Origin of the sequence: Pseudomonas sp. PS01270 (genome assembly GCF_029959775.1) — a bacterium.
GTDB lineage: Bacteria > Pseudomonadota > Gammaproteobacteria > Pseudomonadales > Pseudomonadaceae > Aquipseudomonas > Aquipseudomonas atacamensis.
Map to the genome: position 1 here is coordinate 28572 of NZ_JASCPT010000005.1, position 16341 is coordinate 44912.

24 protein-coding genes are annotated in these 16341 nt (G+C 55.6%); 7 read left to right on the forward strand and 17 right to left on the reverse strand.

The annotated features are described in order from the left end of the window. Positions 1-19: 19 nt before the first annotated feature. Positions 20-1825, reverse strand: a complete 1806-nt coding sequence (locus tag QMX86_RS03200) for a DNA cytosine methyltransferase (RefSeq protein WP_282382046.1) — start codon at positions 1823-1825, stop codon at positions 20-22. A 570-nt stretch (positions 1826-2395) separates the two neighbouring features. Here QMX86_RS03200 and QMX86_RS03205 point away from each other — a divergent pair. Continuing rightward, positions 2396-3076, forward strand: coding sequence for a hypothetical protein (locus tag QMX86_RS03205; RefSeq protein ID WP_282382044.1), 681 nt, complete (start codon positions 2396-2398; stop codon positions 3074-3076). Between the two features lie 3 nt (positions 3077-3079). Here QMX86_RS03205 and QMX86_RS03210 read toward each other — a convergent pair whose 3' ends face one another. Further along, positions 3080-3949, reverse strand: coding sequence for a hypothetical protein (locus QMX86_RS03210; RefSeq protein WP_282382042.1), 870 nt, complete (start codon positions 3947-3949; stop codon positions 3080-3082). Positions 3950-4047: 98 nt separating this feature from the next. Between QMX86_RS03210 and QMX86_RS03215 the strand changes: the two genes are divergently transcribed. Both QMX86_RS03215 and QMX86_RS03225 read left to right on the forward strand, forming a co-directional pair. Beyond that, the gene (locus QMX86_RS03215) at positions 4048-4743 is read left to right on the forward strand and encodes a hypothetical protein (protein WP_282382039.1); all 696 of its coding nucleotides are present in this window, start codon (positions 4048-4050) and stop codon (positions 4741-4743) included. 431 nt (positions 4744-5174) lie between these two features. Further along, positions 5175-5855 (forward strand): hypothetical protein, encoded by a 681-nt coding sequence (locus QMX86_RS03225; protein ID WP_282382036.1) that lies wholly within the window; start codon positions 5175-5177, stop codon positions 5853-5855. Between the two features lie 28 nt (positions 5856-5883). On the opposite strand, the gene QMX86_RS03230 is transcribed toward QMX86_RS03225, so the two are convergent. The 10 genes from QMX86_RS03230 to QMX86_RS03275 form a co-directional block, all read right to left on the reverse strand. Next, positions 5884-6195 (reverse strand): hypothetical protein, encoded by a 312-nt coding sequence (locus QMX86_RS03230; protein ID WP_282382033.1) that lies wholly within the window; start codon positions 6193-6195, stop codon positions 5884-5886. Positions 6196-6270: 75 nt separating this feature from the next. Beyond that, the gene (locus QMX86_RS03235) at positions 6271-6735 is read right to left on the reverse strand and encodes a hypothetical protein (protein ID WP_282382030.1); all 465 of its coding nucleotides are present in this window, start codon (positions 6733-6735) and stop codon (positions 6271-6273) included. Next, complete coding sequence (locus QMX86_RS03240) at positions 6732-6974, reverse strand: hypothetical protein (protein ID WP_282382028.1); 243 nt, start codon at positions 6972-6974, stop codon at positions 6732-6734. The genes QMX86_RS03235 and QMX86_RS03240 overlap by 4 nt, the downstream gene beginning before the upstream one ends. A 7-nt stretch (positions 6975-6981) precedes the next feature. Beyond that, on the reverse strand, positions 6982-7545 hold the full coding sequence (locus QMX86_RS03245; protein WP_282382026.1) for a siphovirus Gp157 family protein: 564 nt from the start codon (positions 7543-7545) through the stop codon (positions 6982-6984). Further along, positions 7542-8264 (reverse strand): hypothetical protein, encoded by a 723-nt coding sequence (locus QMX86_RS03250; protein WP_282382089.1) that lies wholly within the window; start codon positions 8262-8264, stop codon positions 7542-7544. Before QMX86_RS03250 ends, QMX86_RS03245 begins: the two co-directional genes overlap by 4 nt. Before the next feature lie 290 nt (positions 8265-8554). Beyond that, entirely contained in the window at positions 8555-8749 is a 195-nt protein-coding gene (locus QMX86_RS03255; RefSeq protein WP_282382024.1) for a hypothetical protein, read from the reverse strand. Continuing rightward, positions 8746-8961, reverse strand: coding sequence for a hypothetical protein (locus QMX86_RS03260; RefSeq protein WP_024013561.1), 216 nt, complete (start codon positions 8959-8961; stop codon positions 8746-8748). Before QMX86_RS03260 ends, QMX86_RS03255 begins: the two co-directional genes overlap by 4 nt. Then, complete coding sequence (locus tag QMX86_RS03265; RefSeq protein WP_282382022.1) at positions 8958-9386, reverse strand: hypothetical protein; 429 nt, start codon at positions 9384-9386, stop codon at positions 8958-8960. The genes QMX86_RS03260 and QMX86_RS03265 overlap by 4 nt, the downstream gene beginning before the upstream one ends. Before the next feature lie 19 nt (positions 9387-9405). Beyond that, positions 9406-9690 carry a hypothetical protein gene (locus tag QMX86_RS03270; protein ID WP_282382020.1) on the reverse strand — a complete coding sequence of 95 codons (285 nt, stop codon included), beginning with the start codon at positions 9688-9690 and terminating at the stop codon, positions 9406-9408. A 21-nt stretch (positions 9691-9711) separates the two neighbouring features. Continuing rightward, positions 9712-9903 carry a hypothetical protein gene (locus QMX86_RS03275; RefSeq protein WP_282382018.1) on the reverse strand — a complete coding sequence of 64 codons (192 nt, stop codon included), beginning with the start codon at positions 9901-9903 and terminating at the stop codon, positions 9712-9714. 189 nt (positions 9904-10092) lie between these two features. Between QMX86_RS03275 and QMX86_RS03280 the strand changes: the two genes are divergently transcribed. Continuing rightward, a complete protein-coding gene (locus QMX86_RS03280) occupies positions 10093-10443 on the forward strand; it encodes a hypothetical protein (RefSeq protein WP_282382015.1) in 351 nt (116 codons plus the stop codon). Positions 10444-10599: 156 nt separating this feature from the next. Here QMX86_RS03280 and QMX86_RS03285 read toward each other — a convergent pair whose 3' ends face one another. From QMX86_RS03285 to QMX86_RS03305, 5 genes are all read right to left on the reverse strand, one after another. Beyond that, the gene (locus tag QMX86_RS03285; RefSeq protein ID WP_282382012.1) at positions 10600-10899 is read right to left on the reverse strand and encodes a hypothetical protein; all 300 of its coding nucleotides are present in this window, start codon (positions 10897-10899) and stop codon (positions 10600-10602) included. A gap of 327 nt (positions 10900-11226) precedes the next feature. Continuing rightward, positions 11227-12030, reverse strand: a complete 804-nt coding sequence (locus tag QMX86_RS03290) for a zinc ribbon domain-containing protein (protein ID WP_282382011.1) — start codon at positions 12028-12030, stop codon at positions 11227-11229. Between the two features lie 122 nt (positions 12031-12152). Continuing rightward, positions 12153-13055 carry a hypothetical protein gene (locus tag QMX86_RS03295; protein WP_282382009.1) on the reverse strand — a complete coding sequence of 301 codons (903 nt, stop codon included), beginning with the start codon at positions 13053-13055 and terminating at the stop codon, positions 12153-12155. Beyond that, the gene (locus tag QMX86_RS03300; protein WP_282390381.1) at positions 13042-13614 is read right to left on the reverse strand and encodes a hypothetical protein; all 573 of its coding nucleotides are present in this window, start codon (positions 13612-13614) and stop codon (positions 13042-13044) included. Before QMX86_RS03300 ends, QMX86_RS03295 begins: the two co-directional genes overlap by 14 nt. A gap of 197 nt (positions 13615-13811) precedes the next feature. Next, positions 13812-14600, reverse strand: a complete 789-nt coding sequence (locus QMX86_RS03305) for a LexA family transcriptional regulator (RefSeq protein WP_282382087.1) — start codon at positions 14598-14600, stop codon at positions 13812-13814. A 116-nt stretch (positions 14601-14716) separates the two neighbouring features. Between QMX86_RS03305 and QMX86_RS03310 the strand changes: the two genes are divergently transcribed. From QMX86_RS03310 to QMX86_RS03320, 3 genes are all read left to right on the forward strand, one after another. Then, the gene (locus tag QMX86_RS03310) at positions 14717-14920 is read left to right on the forward strand and encodes a Cro/CI family transcriptional regulator (RefSeq protein WP_025110113.1); all 204 of its coding nucleotides are present in this window, start codon (positions 14717-14719) and stop codon (positions 14918-14920) included. A gap of 81 nt (positions 14921-15001) precedes the next feature. Then, complete coding sequence (locus tag QMX86_RS03315; protein ID WP_282382000.1) at positions 15002-15424, forward strand: phage regulatory CII family protein; 423 nt, start codon at positions 15002-15004, stop codon at positions 15422-15424. A 64-nt stretch (positions 15425-15488) separates the two neighbouring features. Then, a complete protein-coding gene (locus QMX86_RS03320) occupies positions 15489-16340 on the forward strand; it encodes a BRO family protein (RefSeq protein ID WP_282381997.1) in 852 nt (283 codons plus the stop codon). The last annotated feature ends 1 nt before the right edge of the window (position 16341 follow it).

Consider the following 16341-nt stretch of genomic DNA (forward strand, 5'->3'; position numbering starts at 1 on the left):
ACGTCTATACAGTAGCGAGTCATGCTGCGAGGCGCCGGTAAAGCTCGATTATGTCTGCGGCATTGGCGGCGACCAGTGCCTCGGCTTCGTCGGGACAGACACTGTTGCCGATCAATCGCACCTGGTCGACCTTCTTGATATCGCGCCATTCTTCAGCGCCGGTGGCCGGGTCGACGAACAGTCCGCGATCGATGATGTAGTTTTTGTCGAAGCCTTGCGCGGCCTTCAACTCAGGCGGTTGTAGCATGCGCAGGGTGATATCGATCAGCACATAACCGCCGACCATCACCATTTCGGCAGGGTCGTTGAAGTGCTCCGGCAGATATTTGTGCATGAACGCGGCGCAGCGCCGGGCGCCTTCCATTTGTTCGGGCGTCAGCGTGTCCGGTACCTGCACCGTCTCGACAACCGCTACCCGGTCTTTCGTCGGCAGCGTGTGCATCGGCTCATTGAGCGAGATGCCGTCCTTCTCGTTGCCGTAGTACTTCACCAGGTAAGCACTTACCAGCCGCTGATTGGCCCCGGACTGGCAAATGGTCGATATCGGATCGTAAGCCGATCTGCCATCGCCTTTGTAGAAGCCGCCATTCGCTTGCTCGAAAAACGCAGTGACGATGCCGTGACGCGTGGCGCCGGCCAGAACTGTCTGAGTTGGATCGTCAGGCGAGCTGCCCGCTGCGTTCTGCCCGAACGCAGTCATATGCGCTACCGCCATCGCGAAGTGTCCGCCTTTGACTTGGGCGACCTGCGTGCGCAGCGGCTCCTGCACGTTGAAGTTTCGCTGTGCTGATCCGTTGGCGCACTCGGTGAGGAAGGGCGCAGCAACCGGCTGCACCAGTGCGTGATGGGTGCCGCCCGCGCTGATTGTGGAAAGCGCTTCGTCGGTTCCGTGCGTGCTGGTGTGCGCCGATGAGGTGCCGCGCATTGGAACAATGAAAGGCTTCGCACTGGTCAGGACATGACGCCAGCAGCCCTTGGCCACGCGGCGCATCGTGTTCTCAGCCATCGGTTTGTCGCGGAAGATCGTGCGCCCGAGGTTGCTCCAGTCGATGCACTCTGCCGCCGAGCGCCACGGCAATTGTTTCGCGGTTGGCCGCTTGTGACGTTTCGGCGTGGGCCAGACGATCGGCTTCCCGTCGCTGCGGGCCACCAGGTAAAGGCGCTTGCGGATGGTCGGGGTGCCGGCGTTCGCCGCGATGCGCTCCCGCCATTCGGCGTTGTAGCCCAGTCCTCGGACCAACGCGTCCATCGGCACGAACTTTCCGATCGCTCCGATGATTTCCGGCATGTCTGGATGATCAGCGGGCAGGCCGGTGCTGATTGCGGCAATGAACGCTTTGAAGGTGCGGCCGCGCTCAGACTTGATCGGCTGGCCGTTATCGTCGATCGGGCCCCAATCGCAGAACTCTTCGACATTTTCGAGGAAGAGCAGGCGCGACTTCGTGGCGAATAGCCAGCGAATTACAACCCAGGCCAGACCGCGCACGCCGCGATCGCGTGGCGCGCCGCCTTTGGCCTTGCTGTGGTGACGGCAATCCGGCGATGCCCAAATGATTGCCACCGGCTGGCCTCCCGTGGCTTCTCGCGGATCAACTTCGAACACGTCGGCGACGTAATGCGCCGTCGTGGGATGGTTGGCGCGGTGCACAGCCAGGGCAATTGGATTATGGTTCACCGCCACGTCCGGCTCCCGGTATGCCCGGGCGATGCCGGTGCTGGCGCCACCGCCGCCGGCGAACAGGTCCACCACAAGTTCCTTTTCGAACGGCAGGCCCATGCTCGGCTGGCCATGGATGAAATGAGGCAATATCTGTTGTGCGGACATAGGGGGGTCCTCGCCTGAGGTGGCGTGAGTTGATGATTTGGGGTATTCAGGAGGTTGTGGACGGCAATGTGCCATCCTTATAAGCAAGGAGGTTTGCGTGGAGCAGGTCAGAGCTGCATTTGCTGAGGCGATTTTTGATGCAATTAGGGAATGCCACGAGTTTGGATACCACCCATCTAAATGGGAGGCAATGAACCGAGCGCAGCATCCGGTTGAAGCATCAATCAAACTGGTTCAATCCCCCGAGTTTCAAGACGGATTCAGGAAGCTATTGCGAGAGGGAAGGGAGCACCTGACAGTCGAGGCGATCATGCTCAGACCCGACTTCGCTTCCTTGTTCAGTGGTCAACTGCTCCAAGCCGCTAGGTGGCGATTGCAGACCGCCCCCCGGTAAATCTGGCGATGCAGCGCGCGCAGGTGGACCATCCGCCGAGACCGGCGAACAAATCGATTGCAGTGGGCATGGGGCGTCCTATGCCGGGTCATGCCCGGGCGATGGAGGGGGGATTTCTACTTAATTGCCGTCATGCGATCATCCAGAAAAGAATTGGAACAGCATGAGGGCAATACATGAATAAATATTTTCGTTCGTTAAATGGATTTTGGTTGTTCTCTTTGCTGCCACTAATCGTTGCGCTCGCGATAGCGGTATATTTATATCGACTAAAATTCGGTGGTGAGCTTTCGAGTGTGTCTAGCGAGTGGTCGAATTTTGGTAGTTATATTGGTGGTGTTTTCGGCCCACTTGTTTCTTTCGTGACTCTAATGGCGGTTTTGAAAACCGTATTTTTGCAGCGCGAATTGTTAGGCGCTCAGCAGAAAGAGTTTGATCGAATGAATGAGCTACAGACGAAGACATTCGAATCCCAACAATCGCAAGTGGAACGCTCTGCTCGGGACGCTTTAATTATTCAAGTCGCAGCTGCGCAAGAGTCGGCGGTTCGTTTAATCGAGATGAGAATGAATATGCATGAGCGTGACTTTGATCGGCAGCATGACATGTCTTTTAGGTATCGTGCAGAGTTCGAAAAAAATATGACGGAAGAGCAATATAATAAGCTCAAAGGTATGATTGATCATCGAAACAAAGCTCGTGAGTCAGTGGATCACTTGTCAAAAGTTGCATTGGATATATCGCTTGCTGAATTTAAAAGTGTTGCGGAAGTCCGTGCGTTTCTGGAAAGCGGTGTAAAAGAGGCGTATGAGAAGCTTGATGAGGCATACCCGGGGACACAGAAGCCAATATTATGAAAATCAATCGCCGCAGAAGCATTCGATGTCTTCGGCGAGATACTCAAAATCGAAGTTGGTCTGTCGGGAGCGTTGCTCGGCAGACCAGCCCATCGTCTTGTAGTCTGCTCGATCCTGTCTGAACACCTGGCCGAACCGCTCTTCAGTGCCTGACCACCAGATTACCCGCGACGGGTCATCCATGATGGTCTTGATCAGCTTTCCTTCGTTCTTCTTCCAGCACAGGTCGCAGTTGCCGAAGTCCGAGTCCATTCCGAGATCGAACGGTTGGGCCGTCCAGAACGCGCCGACATCCTCCTTGGTGACGCCGGCGGTGTAGGACGGGCACACGTTGTCCCAGCGGGTGCCGCCGCGATCATTGGCAGCCATCATTCGGTGATACCGCTTCGGCTCGTCGTAGCGAATGCCGACAACGCAATCCCACTCGGTGTATCCCAGGGCGCGCATGTGTTTCTCGCCGATCTTCACCTTCAGATACGCGGTGCACATGTTGTTCGAGAAGTTCGGCAGCACCGGAGGCAGGTTCTTTTCGGCCTTCCGGTATGCGGCGTAATACTCGAGCATCATCGTGAAAGGCTCGCCGTTGCGGCTGGCAGTTTCGAAGTCCACCAGCCTGTACCAGGGCGCGTCATCCGGCTGGCCGTACTTGCGGCACCATTCCATCCAGACGATGTTCACGTTCCAGCGCTTCGCAATCTGGTCGATGAAGATCAGCGTTTCCTCGCGCTCTTTGCCAGTGTTCTGGAAGAACAGGTGCACATCAGGCGGGAGGGTGCCGCCGTGTGCTTCGAGGATCTTGTAGACCATGTGCCCGCTGGTGCGACCACCACTGATGCCGATCTGGGCCGGGCCGGTGATCAGGTAGGGATTCATAATTGCTCCAGACAGCCGATTGCCTCGCCGGCTGGCGTGATTCGTATAAGTGGGGTATTTGTGTTCGGCCCGGCATGGGGCCGGATCAAGGGGCTTGTATGAGTAGAATCGATATAGATGCTATTGACCCAAACTTGGAGCCGGACAGCGAGAAAATCCACCGCGCTACCCGTATAGCACTCTCATTCGTTCCTGGTGTCGGAGGAGCTTTGGTAGAGGTATTCAATTCTGCAATAGAGTCTCCCCTTACAAAGCGGCGATGGGAAACCATGGTTCAAATCGGGGAGGTTATAAACGACCTGCTTGAAAAGAAGGTTGTAACCGAAGAAGACCTTCACGAGAACGAAGCATTCATTAGTACCGTGGCGGAGGTATGCGCTATTTCTCTGAGAAATCATCAGATAGAAAAGCTCGAGGCTCTTAAAAATGCGGTCCGTAATTCAGCTCTGCCATCCTGCCCGGCAGACGACTACCGTCAACTCTTCTTGAATTTTGTTGATGTCTGCACAGTGACGCATATCAAACTATTGCAGCTCTTCGATCGTCCTCAAGCTTGGTTCGATCAGAGAGGTCAGCATCTGCCTAACTGGACAATGGGGTCGCTTGCCACTGTCGTTGATTTGGCAATGCCAGAATTGAAAGGTCATAACGATATTCGCGATTCCATTTGGAAGGACCTTTTCCAGAGAGGCTTGGTCACTACCGACGGGCTGAACACCGGGATGAGCGGTGATGGCATGCTGGCGAGAAGGACAAGCCCGCTTGGCATTCAGCTAATAGCTTTCCTCAGTTGACATACTCTTAGAAACCCTCACCAGCTCTCTCTGAAAAGCCAGCTCCAACCTACGCGACACGTTCTCACTGATCGTGATTTCGTGTCGCGGAGGATCCAGCATCGGCAGACACTTTTGAGGCCCCATCGCATGCACATGGTGAATCATCAGCGTGATCGCCTCGCCCTGCTCCTCGATGCCGCTCCATGCCATCAGCTCAGCAAGGGCTTGGCGAGTACCGGGCAGGCAGTGCAGCCTGATTTCCTCATCGCCGCGGCTTTCGCTGAGCGATCTGCATTGCTCTTGGCCATGGCCTACCTCTTCAATTCCGTGCGCCTTTAGATCCAGTCAGGCTTGCCCTCGGTGGCTGGAAGTGCCACGAATGATGGCAAAATGCTTCCAAAGAATTGGTGCTGCGTTTATTATCTCGCGATCATTCGATGGAGCGAGATATGAAGGTAAAATCAGAAGTTGTCGGTGGGGTAGCAACGGGCGTTTATCTAGTGTGCGTAGCCGTTCTTGTGTATTGGAAGCGTACAACTCTTCCAACTCTTGAGCTTAACGCAATAGGTGATTTTCTCGCGGGTGTATTTGGGCCGATAGCTTTTCTCTGGTTGGTGCTCGGATATATTCAGCAGGGACGCGAATTAAAATTAAGCTCGGAGGCGTTGCAATTACAGGCGCAGGAGTTGAAAAATTCGGTAGACCAGCAAAAAGAAATGGTTGGCATCGCTGGTAGGCAACTAGAAAATGAGCTGGAAAATGTAAAATACAGCAGGCAAATAGCCGAGTACGAAAATCGGCCTAATATGAAGTTTTCTGCTCGGGTCCCCACTGCATCAGACCGGGTGATGGACGTTTTTATTAAAATAGAAAATATTGGGAAGAATGCCGAAGGTGTGTCGGTCTCTATCGGTAAGTCCCAGGTTTATAGTGGTAGTGCAATTGCTGCTGGTAAGTCCGTTGAGTTTCGTGTGCCCTTGGATGCAGAAAGTAAAGATTATAGTTTTTCGATCACGTACTCATATGGGATGGGAAAAGAAGTTGTCGATAATTTTATTATGAGGGTTAAAGATGTTAGAGGGGCAGGAGGCATTGCAAAAATAAGTTTTGATCGAGCAAATCCTGCATAAGTAAAGCTTTGGAGTGGTAGCTAGTCCGCTATTCATCCCCAGGGTCGCGCTTTAACTCTGCTAGGCTTTCTTCCCGGAACATCCGCGCCACGTTTTCGCTTATCTGCACTTTGTGGCGCGGACTTTCCATCGCCTGGTAGGAAAGGGTCGGCCCGAGCGCATGAGCATTCAGAATCAGGTTCTGCACCGCCTCGTTGATTTCCGTGATGCCGTTCCAGGCCATCAGTTCATCAAGCTTCTGCCGGGTGCCGAGCCTGACCCGGTGCCGCAACTCCTTCTCGTCGTACTCGATCCGCTTTTCGGCAGCCTTCGCTGATCGCTCTTTGCCAGTCTTGGCCATGGCCTACCTCTTCAATTCCGCTGGCTGGCAAGTCCAGCCAGGTCTGTCGTTTGCGTTGTTGGGTGCGAAAACGTCTCACGCTGCGACCTTCACCTGATGCCAGGCGCCGGCGGCGTAGAACAGCTTCGCGGCTTGGGCTTCGTCCATTGATATCTTGTCGGGAATCGCAATCCACCCTGACGCAACCAGATGGTTTGGATTCGCGCTGTTGCGCAGCTCCAGATAGTAATGCTCGATCGCATCGGTGAGGCGCTCGACCTTGTAGATGCCCTCGGGCGAGATCTCCACCGACTTGATGTACTCGGCGCCGCGCTCGTCTCGACACATGGCGGCGATATAGATCGTCCAGCGGTAGGAGAAATCGAAGATTGCGTTGGCGATCGCCAGACTGCGGATCTGCTTGCAGCTCTTCCAGTTCGCCATGATCTGGCTGCCGCTGGGATCGATGTTCACCACCGCAACGTGGTTGGTGCGCAGTAAGGCCCGGCAACTGCGTTCAGCCCGGGCGAAACCGTTGTTGGGTTTGCGTTTCGACTTCATAGCGAGTCAGCCATTTTGCGCAGCGCCTTGCGTTCGGCGGCGGATATCGGCTTCGGCCGCCGCTTGAGGACCGTTTCAGGGTCTATTTTCTTCGAGCGGGGCGGTGGCAGTGGATTGCGCGGCGGGTTTTTCAGTTGGTCGATCCGCCCGCCGGCGGCCAAGTACTGCGCGATTCGTTCAGCGATCGACTCGGAGTCAGGTCGGTGCTGCTCGACGAGGTTGAGGTGGTTGCTGATCATGCTGGCCTCACTTGATCCGGATCGAACTGTCGCCGCGCTCCAAATGCGCGTAGGCAGGTTCTTCGAGCAGTTCGTGTTCTGCGTCTTCGCCGGCGGCCATGCGCTTGCGCACGGTTTCGTTGTGCTCGCGAATTTCCTTGAGTTTGGCGGCGATCGCGTTCTTGTCCGGGGCAATGCTCGTTTTCACAGATGTCAGTTCGTCTGGCACCGCGTCCTCGTTGTCGACGATGACCTTCTCCTTGCCCAGGGCCAAGGTGATGGTGAACAGCGGGCGCTTGATCGACTTGAGGTTGGCGGCTTCCATGTTCCGGCGCAGGTAATCGCTGATTTGCGCAACGCTGTTGGACTTGATGCGCTTGAGCTCGGTAAGTCGCTCAATCTCCGTATCGATGGCGGTCACGTCGCTTTCAATGTTGCGACGCAGCATGACGATGTTGTCAGCTTTCACCTCGAACTCGCCTTGGATTTCGTCCATCGCATGCTGCAGGGCCTCTTTCAGGCCCTCGTCGTCGGTGTCTGCCATTCCCTGAAGTTCGGCGAGCTTGCCGGTCAGTGCGTAGAGCTGGGTCATGCTGCATTCTCCTTGCCGGGCTCAATGGCCGCTTTGCGCTCTTCAAAGGCGCGAGTGATTCGGGCGATGAAAGTCGGCTCGTTGCGGCGGGTCGCCTCGCGGATGTATTTAACGTTCAGCATTTTCAGTTCGTGGGCGGTCACGGCCTTGCCCATCGTTTCCACCGCAGAATTCAGCCACTCCAGACGCTCCTGCTTCTGACGCAGGATTTCGGCGTCCTTGTCCACTGCCTGCTCGATCGCTTGTTCTTCCTTGAGCTGCTCGACGTAGGTGTGGTCATCGAACATCCCGAGGAACACGTCGGCACTGAAGCCGAGCATCGACAGAGATTTCTTGATGGCGTCGGTCAGCGACTTCTTCGGCGCTTCCCCGTCTGTGGTGGTGCCGTACTTCGATTTGTAGAGGTAGCGCGTGCAGCCGTACTGCTCGATCTCGCCGCGCTTCCCGTCCAGTTCGAACCAGAAACGAATCTTGATGGTGTGGTTCAGCTCGCGACCGAGCACCAGGCGTTTGTCGCCTTCGCCGCTGACCATTTCGGAACCCTCATCGAAGCGTTCTTCAACGATCGACCAACCGAAGCCAATTCCGACCGGGCCGAAAACCTCAGTCGCTTTCATGATCATCGCCGTGCCGTTGAGGCTGGTGATTTTCTGCCCGCCAACCTCGGCGGCTTTGGTGTAACGGGTATCGGTCGTGCTGACCTTGTCCCAGATCTGCATGTTCGTAGACACGGGGAATCCTTGCCGCGCCGTGCGCAGCGCTTGAAGTTGAAAGTCAGGAGGTGATGCGGTCGGCGAGGGCGCTAAGCAGCATCAGGAAGGTGTAAATCGCGAGGACTGGGAACGATCCTCGCCAGATGAGAATTCGGCGGGCCATCTGCCGGCCGGTCATCGGAATACTTGGTAGGTGGTGGAGCGCGGCACCTGGCAAGTGCCCGAGCCGTCTTTCACGATGCCGTAGGCGCCTGCGCCGTCTACAAGAATCACAACGAGAATCCAGTACAAGAGATTCATGGCCGAGCCCTCACAGCGATGCGTCTGCCTTTCATGGTCACCGACAGGCGCTGCGGGAGGCTGTCGACCAGATCCTCGCGCTTGCGACCGATCACCTCATTGAAGGGCAGGCCGAAACCGAGTATCGCGATGCGGCGCTCGATATCGTCGAGCTGCTCATCGACCAGCGTTTTCACCAGAGGGGTTGTCATGCCGAAACTCCTTTCAGATGCGTGTTGCGCTCGACGAACTTGGCGTCCAGCGCATCCCGATAACGATTGGCGGTGCGGGTGTCGATGATCTCGGCGAACTCCGCCATTTCGATCATGCCCATGACGAAGGTGCGATCCGGCACCGGAGTGCAGGACTTGCGCATCTTCGCGATCTCAAGGCCCAGCCGGGCCAGTGCTACCTGATTGCTCATAGCTCGTTGTCCTCGGCCTGGGCGATCAGCGCGTCATCGACAAGGGGTCGAAGTAGGCCCTCTGCGATTTCGCCGAGCTTGCCCAGTGGGTGATCGCTTGGACCGAGGAGTTCGGCGGCGGCGACCTTGTCAGCGTGACCGCGCTCGGCAGCGATCAGCAGGTACTCCAGCGAAGCCGTGGTGACCTCGCAGTCTGCGAGCCGTCCGTTTGCATGCTCATCAACTGCCAGAGCGAACTGGGCCAGCGTGACGCCCAGAGCCGGGCGCATGCGGCGCTGAAACGAGACGTCGCAGCCGAACCGCACCAACTGCTCGGTCGCATTGTAAAGCCACTCAGCCCGAGCCACTTCCTGCGCGCTCTCGCTCACCATCGGAGGCAACTGCGCGTCGTGCATGGCCTGACAAATCTTCAGTGCTGCGTTCATGGTTGCCTCCAGATCGGCTTTATTCGGTGGGCGGGGCGGGAAGCGGCTGCCAGTGCGTCGGTGGATTCTCATCAGTGAACCCGCCATCCCACGACATCCAGAATGGTTCGATTTCTTCGTACTCCGGGCAGTGGCAGGCCCCGCCACAATCGCCAGCGTCCCGGAGCAGCTCGTCGCCAACCGTGTAATGCCCAAGGGTCACGCGAGGAGGAACCGGAGCGCCGTCGAATGTCTGGCCGATGGACGCCAGAAGAATCTCTGTGCCATCCAGTGGCGCCGTCGCGATGTCTTGCCAATCGCTCATGGCGACCTCCAGTGTTTGGGGTTAGGCGGTGGCCGGAATGGCTTCACGAAAGCGCGAGGGGCTCCAGTCGCACGACTCATCCGCAGGGATGTGGCCGAACATCGCAGTGCAGCGCTTGCAGTGCACGCAGTCGTCGCAGGTCTTGCCCTCGGGCAGGTTCATCTGATCAGCGTTGTCCGCCGACCGTGGGTACGGCGCTCGTTGCTCGGCCATGATTTGCTCCATGTGGTTGATCCAACAAAACTCGCAATGCACTCATCCGCTCCGCTGGTTGCCGTTGGGCGCGGAGGGGAGGGCATTCGGGTGGTGTCGGGGAAGGGTTACTAAATCGCTAAAGGAACCAGCGAGCTTGGCCGATACGTCTTGGCATCAATGCCAAATAATTGAGATCTGGAGATCTGAATGTTTCTGAGTAAAGTTCGCAGTGCGACAGCCATTGCGGTGATTGCCCTCCCTTATGCTGTCCCAGCTTCGGCTACCACCGACGTTGTCGCAGACCACAACACTGCGGTTATGGCTGTCGCATCCACCCAGGCGTGCGCAAAGAAACATCCAGAAGCAGGTATCACTTTAGAAAAATTCCTGACTGAGCAGAAAGAGGGCATGACTGACGAGATGGCGAAACACATCAGTGATGTTGCTACAAATCCTCGGTACGAAATGGAAGTGAAGCAGTCGATGGAATTCTTCAATTCCAAAGGCGGCCAGAGCTTGCTGGACAGCCTTTGTGGCGGGTTCATCACCGCGAAGTAAGTGCCTCGCTTGCTCACTTCGCTGTGATTCATTCCTGATGCAGATGGGCGGTTATAGGCCGCAGTTTCGTCCGCATCGGGGTGTGATCTGACCTGACCACATATTCCAGTTTCTTGGTTTATGGCGGGCCATTTCAGATCACACTCCGATGCGCTCTCATAGAGAGGATCGGGCAGCAGCCTTGCAATCAACCGCCGTCATTCGATGGCCGTCTTCGCACTCAACAACGCGCACGCCGCTTTTGAGCCCGCGCTCAGCGTTGAGCCTGTTCGCCTCTCGGATGCAGGCGTTTAGGTCGGCATCAGCGAAGACCTGCAACTCTCCGCGCAGGGTGATGTGAATTACCTTGTTCATTGAGTTGCCCTCGGTTGTTTTCCCAATGCACCCGTCACCAGGTGCATCAGTGAAACTTTCCTGCCGTGACCCGCTGCCGGCGGCCGTCATCGGCTCAATCAAATTGTTCCTCCAGCCGCGGGCCTTTCGGCTTGTTCTCCCGCTGGATAACTGCTTTCGACGTTTTACGCTGCACGCCCGGGTCAGTTGCCAACCCTCAGAACCGTTGAGGCCGGTTCATCGCTGCCTTTGAATCTGGGCCGGTGGTGATCCGGCAAAGGGTGTCGCTAAAGAGCTGCGCGGCTTTCGCTGCTGGGGCGAGTTGTCCGGCTTGCGAATAAAAGTAGCAGTGCTGCTATTTAAAGTAAATAGCGCTGCTAATAATAATTTTTGCGGGCGTAAAAAAGCCCGCGTTCAGCGGGCTTGATAGGTCGTCTCGTTGGATCAGCTTTAAGACGGTACCCAGTACATATTGCATTGAATATCATGATTGTCACTGAGCTCCACAGAAACCACTTTGGCGGATTGCTCATTCTCAAAGGGGCCCGTGATGATAGTGTTGCCATCTACCGCAAGCACTGGTATCGCTAGACTTTCAAGCAGGTTCTCAATTCTGAGAGAGTCTGCTGGAGGGGTTTTGATCCGAACTGTCCAACCCTGAAAGGAACGCTCGATAATACTGTCAGTGATGGGCGGATATTTCCCGCTCACTGAATCCCTGTAAACAATCTCGCTGAACAGTCTCGGGCCGTCTCGCATTGTGATCAGGGCTTGCTTGGCTTCGTCCTTCGTCTCGAATGGCCCTGCGCCAACGGCCAGGCCGATCATCGAAACTACGGGAAGTCCGGTGGCAGCAATGGCTTCTATCGTGCGCAGCCGCTCTTCCTCGTCACGACAGGAAGTCGAAGCGACCCATCCATTTTTCAGTCTCGGAGCTGCCATCGGCTCAACGTCAGCACCACAGTGTTTGCATTTTATTGCTGCCATCTTGATAGATTCGGCACAGAGAGGGCAGGGGCGAGTGTCGGTGTCAGTGCCAACTTGGGCCGCGGAGGATTTGCCCCCCAGCAAAATCATGAGTAAGCCTGCCAACATAATCATGCCGCCTACGATGGTATGCACTTGGCGGTCAGCCATGAGCCCAAGGTTGTTAACCCTACCGCCGGATCCCGTCGCGACGGAAACATCCATACCAAGCGCAAATACCAGCCAGCAGATGCCGACAACCATTGCAACGGTCCCAAAACCTTTCATTGGATCCCTCCATCAATTGAGCTCAGATTTTACCATTCGTGGCCCTGCGCCACCATTGGTCAAAGGAGGTGGAGGGCGGGGGAGGGTGGGCATGAAAAAGCCCGGCGCTAGGCCGGGCTTCGTTACCAGGGAAGCGTGGTAAGAGTGTATCTAGGCCGGCCGTTGCCAACCGTTCTAGCTCGTAATTGAACAGTGAATGCTTTGTTTAGATGCATATTGATAACAGCTGGATCTTCAACAGAGGCGGCAATCCTTCCATGAATAATCGATCCTTCTTGAGTTTTGAATTCAAACCGTCTTTCGGCAGGAAATGCACCCAAAAATTCTCCAGTAAACTGAACGTCTTTTTCTACAATATTCTCGATGCTTAGGCGAGATCTGCTAATCCGGACTTGATCCACGCTGGTGAATGTGAACAAGTGATCCCGCGTTGCCATAGAGCAATACGCTTCGTATGCAATCAGCTTATCGAGGTAATCCGATATCATTGCAAGCGCACGGGTGCCTAGCCTGGACGCGGGTTCGGAAAGCTCTTCATCGCTTTTTGTCGATGCCTCAAGCAGCTCGGCCACTAGCTCAAACGCCTGCGAAACCGAGGTCGTCCCCTCCAGCGGTAATTGGGCCTCGAGGGAGGGGGCCTCTTCGAATTCAAATCCGAACGAGCCAATAGCCGTTCCAGTTATCAGGATTTGATTCTGGGCTTTGTTCGGTATTGGTCCAAAATCATTCAGTACCCCACCTATTGATGCTGCGACCGCAGCAATGGCCTCCGAAAACTTCGCAGTAGCGATTGCTCCGAATTCCGCCACGACACCGTGCACGCCCCATACAGGGGCACCTTTATAAGTGACAACTGCTTTCGCAGGAGAAAAGGCGCCGCGGCCGGGATCTTGGAGGCGAGACTCTACCTGCTCTTTTCTCGAGTTTATTGATAATTGTGCGAGCCTGCTAAGGCCCGGCTTGCGCGACATGCGATCCAAGAAATTGATTTCAGCCTGCGCATGGGTGAATTCAGTTCTGTTCATTCTGGACCTCCCGCTTGCGATTCTCCAAAAGGTTCCTAGCATCGGCGTCATGGTCAGGTTCAAGCCTTACGCTTAAAAAGCCCTTCCATTGCTGCGACCTTCTGTGAGACCACATACTGTACCAGTATGCTGACATCTCGACTAAATATTCCGCAGGTTCGGAAAGCGGGAGCAGATAAAAGTCAACCTTGTAAGTCGCTTTGATCCATCGGTTGTCGGTCAATGTGTTGATATCTGCTGGCTGTAATGCCGCCTCAACGCCGGGAAGGATATCCGCAAAAGTCACCACGTCCATGTCGTTTGGCGCCCTTCCTTCAAGCAGCTCCACATGCTCCATGAAGCTTCCATTCAACCATTGGAAGCCCGAATTCACGCCCATACGGTGAAGCTCAGCCCTATGAGAGAGAAAACCTTCGAGTATGTCGCATCTTTCAATCGTAGTAGAAAATCGCTCAACAACCTGTTCGACAGTGACCGGATAAGGTGCGCGCTCCAAGGCTGTCGGGTCATTCTCATCGATAGGGGGGATTATTCCCTGGTGGTTCCATTGCGGGATCAACACTTACCTCCTTGTGTCGCGGTCGAAAAGCCAAAGCTTCGAATATTGCTGTACGCCAGATCGCTCTGCGTTCACTCGAGCAAACAAATTTCCTCAATTATCAAATCATCATTCAACGATCAATTTATGGGTATTGTTCGTATCGGTTGGCAAGAGAGACGACGTAATGTCAATTTATGACAAATACGTAGCTGGCGTTATCTAGAGTACATCGCCCACCAGAACACATGCCCAAGGATTGAAATCTGCTGCTCCTGGATCTGCTGGAATGTGTAGTCCTCGTCCGGATGCTCGTCACGGTTGAAGCTGCGTAGGCGAATCCCGGTCGGGATGCGGTAGACCTGCTTCACGCGAAGCTGACCGTTGTGGTTGATGGCGTACATCTCTCCGTCGACGATATCGCTCAGGGAATTTTTCCCGACGTTCACGCCTACAGTCGCGCCATCGCGCAGCACGGGCACCATGCTGTTGCCGCCGACCTTCACGCACTTGGCGTTGCTGAACTGAACGCCGTTGTGGCGCAGGTCTTTCTTGTTGAAGCGCAAGCGTGAGTTGGCGCTTTCCTCAATCGCAAACCTGCCAGATCCGGCCGCCAGCTCCACTTCATGAAGGAAGGGGACATAGACCTCATCGTCATCGAGCGGGGTTTCGTCATCCCAAGTCTCGATATTTTCTAATTTTACGCTTGGCTGAATGCGCTCTTGCTGCACGCTGGCAACAGTGGATAACAGTCGGGAGCTAACTTCGCTCGCATCAAAATTGAGCGCCTTTGCAAGCTTCAGCAACGCTTCCACATTGAGCGGCACCTTGCCGGTGGCGTATTGGCTGAATGCACTTTGCCCAGACCATCCGCACGCCTCGGCAACATCCGCTTGCGTCAGGCTGCGCCCGGCAGCTTTTGCAGCAGATTTGCGCTGTTCATAGATGGCCTTAAGCCTGGCGCTCTCGGCGACTTCTTCGGGGGTAAGTGAGCGGCGTATTTTCATACGGACAAGAGTATTAGCAGAGCTGATATCCAAGCAAATAGCACTGCTAGTATTTTGTTGCTGATAAAAAGCAGCGCTGCTACTATCCATGGCAGATATCAAGCCGTGGAATTTCCATGAAAAAGATCCCTTTGAGCAAATACCTAGAAGAGCACGGCACTCAAGCCGCGCTTGCTGCTGCTCTCGGCGTGAACCAGAGCGCGATCTCGCAAATGGTTCGAGCCGGCAGAAGCATTGAAATCACCCTTTATGACGACGGGCGCATTGAGGCGAACGAGATTCGCCCAATCCCTGCGCGACCCAAGCGCACAGCAGCTTGAAACGTTCATCGCTGACTGCCTGAACAAATAATCGCTCACGTAATGGCAGGGCACCACGGAAACAAATTTGAGGTTTTACGAATGGAAGATTTTCTGCGGGCCTGCCAGAGCGCTGTCCTGGACAACGAAGCCAAGACCCTGGCTGCGAAGATGGGCGTTCCTCACGTCGGCCTGCTTCAGCGCGCCAATCCGGACAACGACGCTCACCACCTGACCGTGGAGCATCTGTTCGGGATTCTGCTGCACACAGGCGACATGCGCCCTCTAGCTGCACTGGCGGGCGAGTTTGGTTTCGACCTCGTTGCGAAAGCTGCGCCAGAGCCGCAAGCGTTGACCAAATCACTGATCAACGTCGGCAAAGAGGTCGCCGATCTGACCATCGCGGTGCACCAGGCGCTGGATGACAACCACGTCAGTTCTTTCGAGAAAAACTTGATCCGCCAAGAGATCAGCCACGTTCGGCAGAGCCTAGACGTGATGGATGCCTCGGTGAAGGCTGCCTGAATCCCGGGCACAAAAAAGCCGACGGAGAAGGTCGGCTGATTCGCAAAACTAGAGAGGCCCGATTATGCAGAGCCAGCCAAATTCCAGCAATACCCCGAACAATGTCGCGACACGTTTTAACCAATCACAAAACGTGTCGCGTACCATCTCAGTAATTCCTTTCGACTTTGATGGCGGCGCCATCCGCGTAATCACCGACGAGCTCGGCGATCCGTGGTTCATTGCCCGTGATGTCGCTGACGCCTTGGGCTATGCCAAGCCAGAGAACGCTATCTCTCGCCATTGCAAGGCCGCGACCACTACCCCGAAACAGGGTGGTGGTTTCATGACTGTAATTCCTGAGCGCGATGTCTATCGTCTGGTGATGCGCTCCAAGCTGGTTGGCGCCGAACGTTTCGAGGAATGGGTGGTTGGTGAGGTTCTGCCTAGCATCCGCAAGACCGGGAAATTCGACGCCGCCAGCCCAAGCAGTTCAAAGGTTGTCGGGGAACTCGCGCTCATGGAGTGTTACACGCGCCTGCTCAAGCCTTCACCATCCAGCCCAGTGATGATGCTGGCGAAGATCGCGACCAATAACGGTCTGGAGTCGAGCTTCCTGCCGGGTTACGCGATCGATGCCGCGCCAGATGCCATTGGCGGTAGCTCGATGCCGACGAAGGCGGTCACCGCGTTGATCAAGGAAAACGGCGTCGCTTGCACAACGCGGGCGTTCAACCTTGTTCTTGAAGCCCACGGTTTCCTCAAGCAGCTCCAGCGCAAGAACTCCAAACAGGAAATGGTTCCGTTCTGGTCGGTGACCGAGAAGGGCATGACCTACGGCAAGAACCTGACCAACCCCCAATCCCCACGCGAGACGCAGCCTCACTGGTACGTCGATCGCTTCCTCGAACTGGCCAAACTGGTCGGGAAGGCCTGAT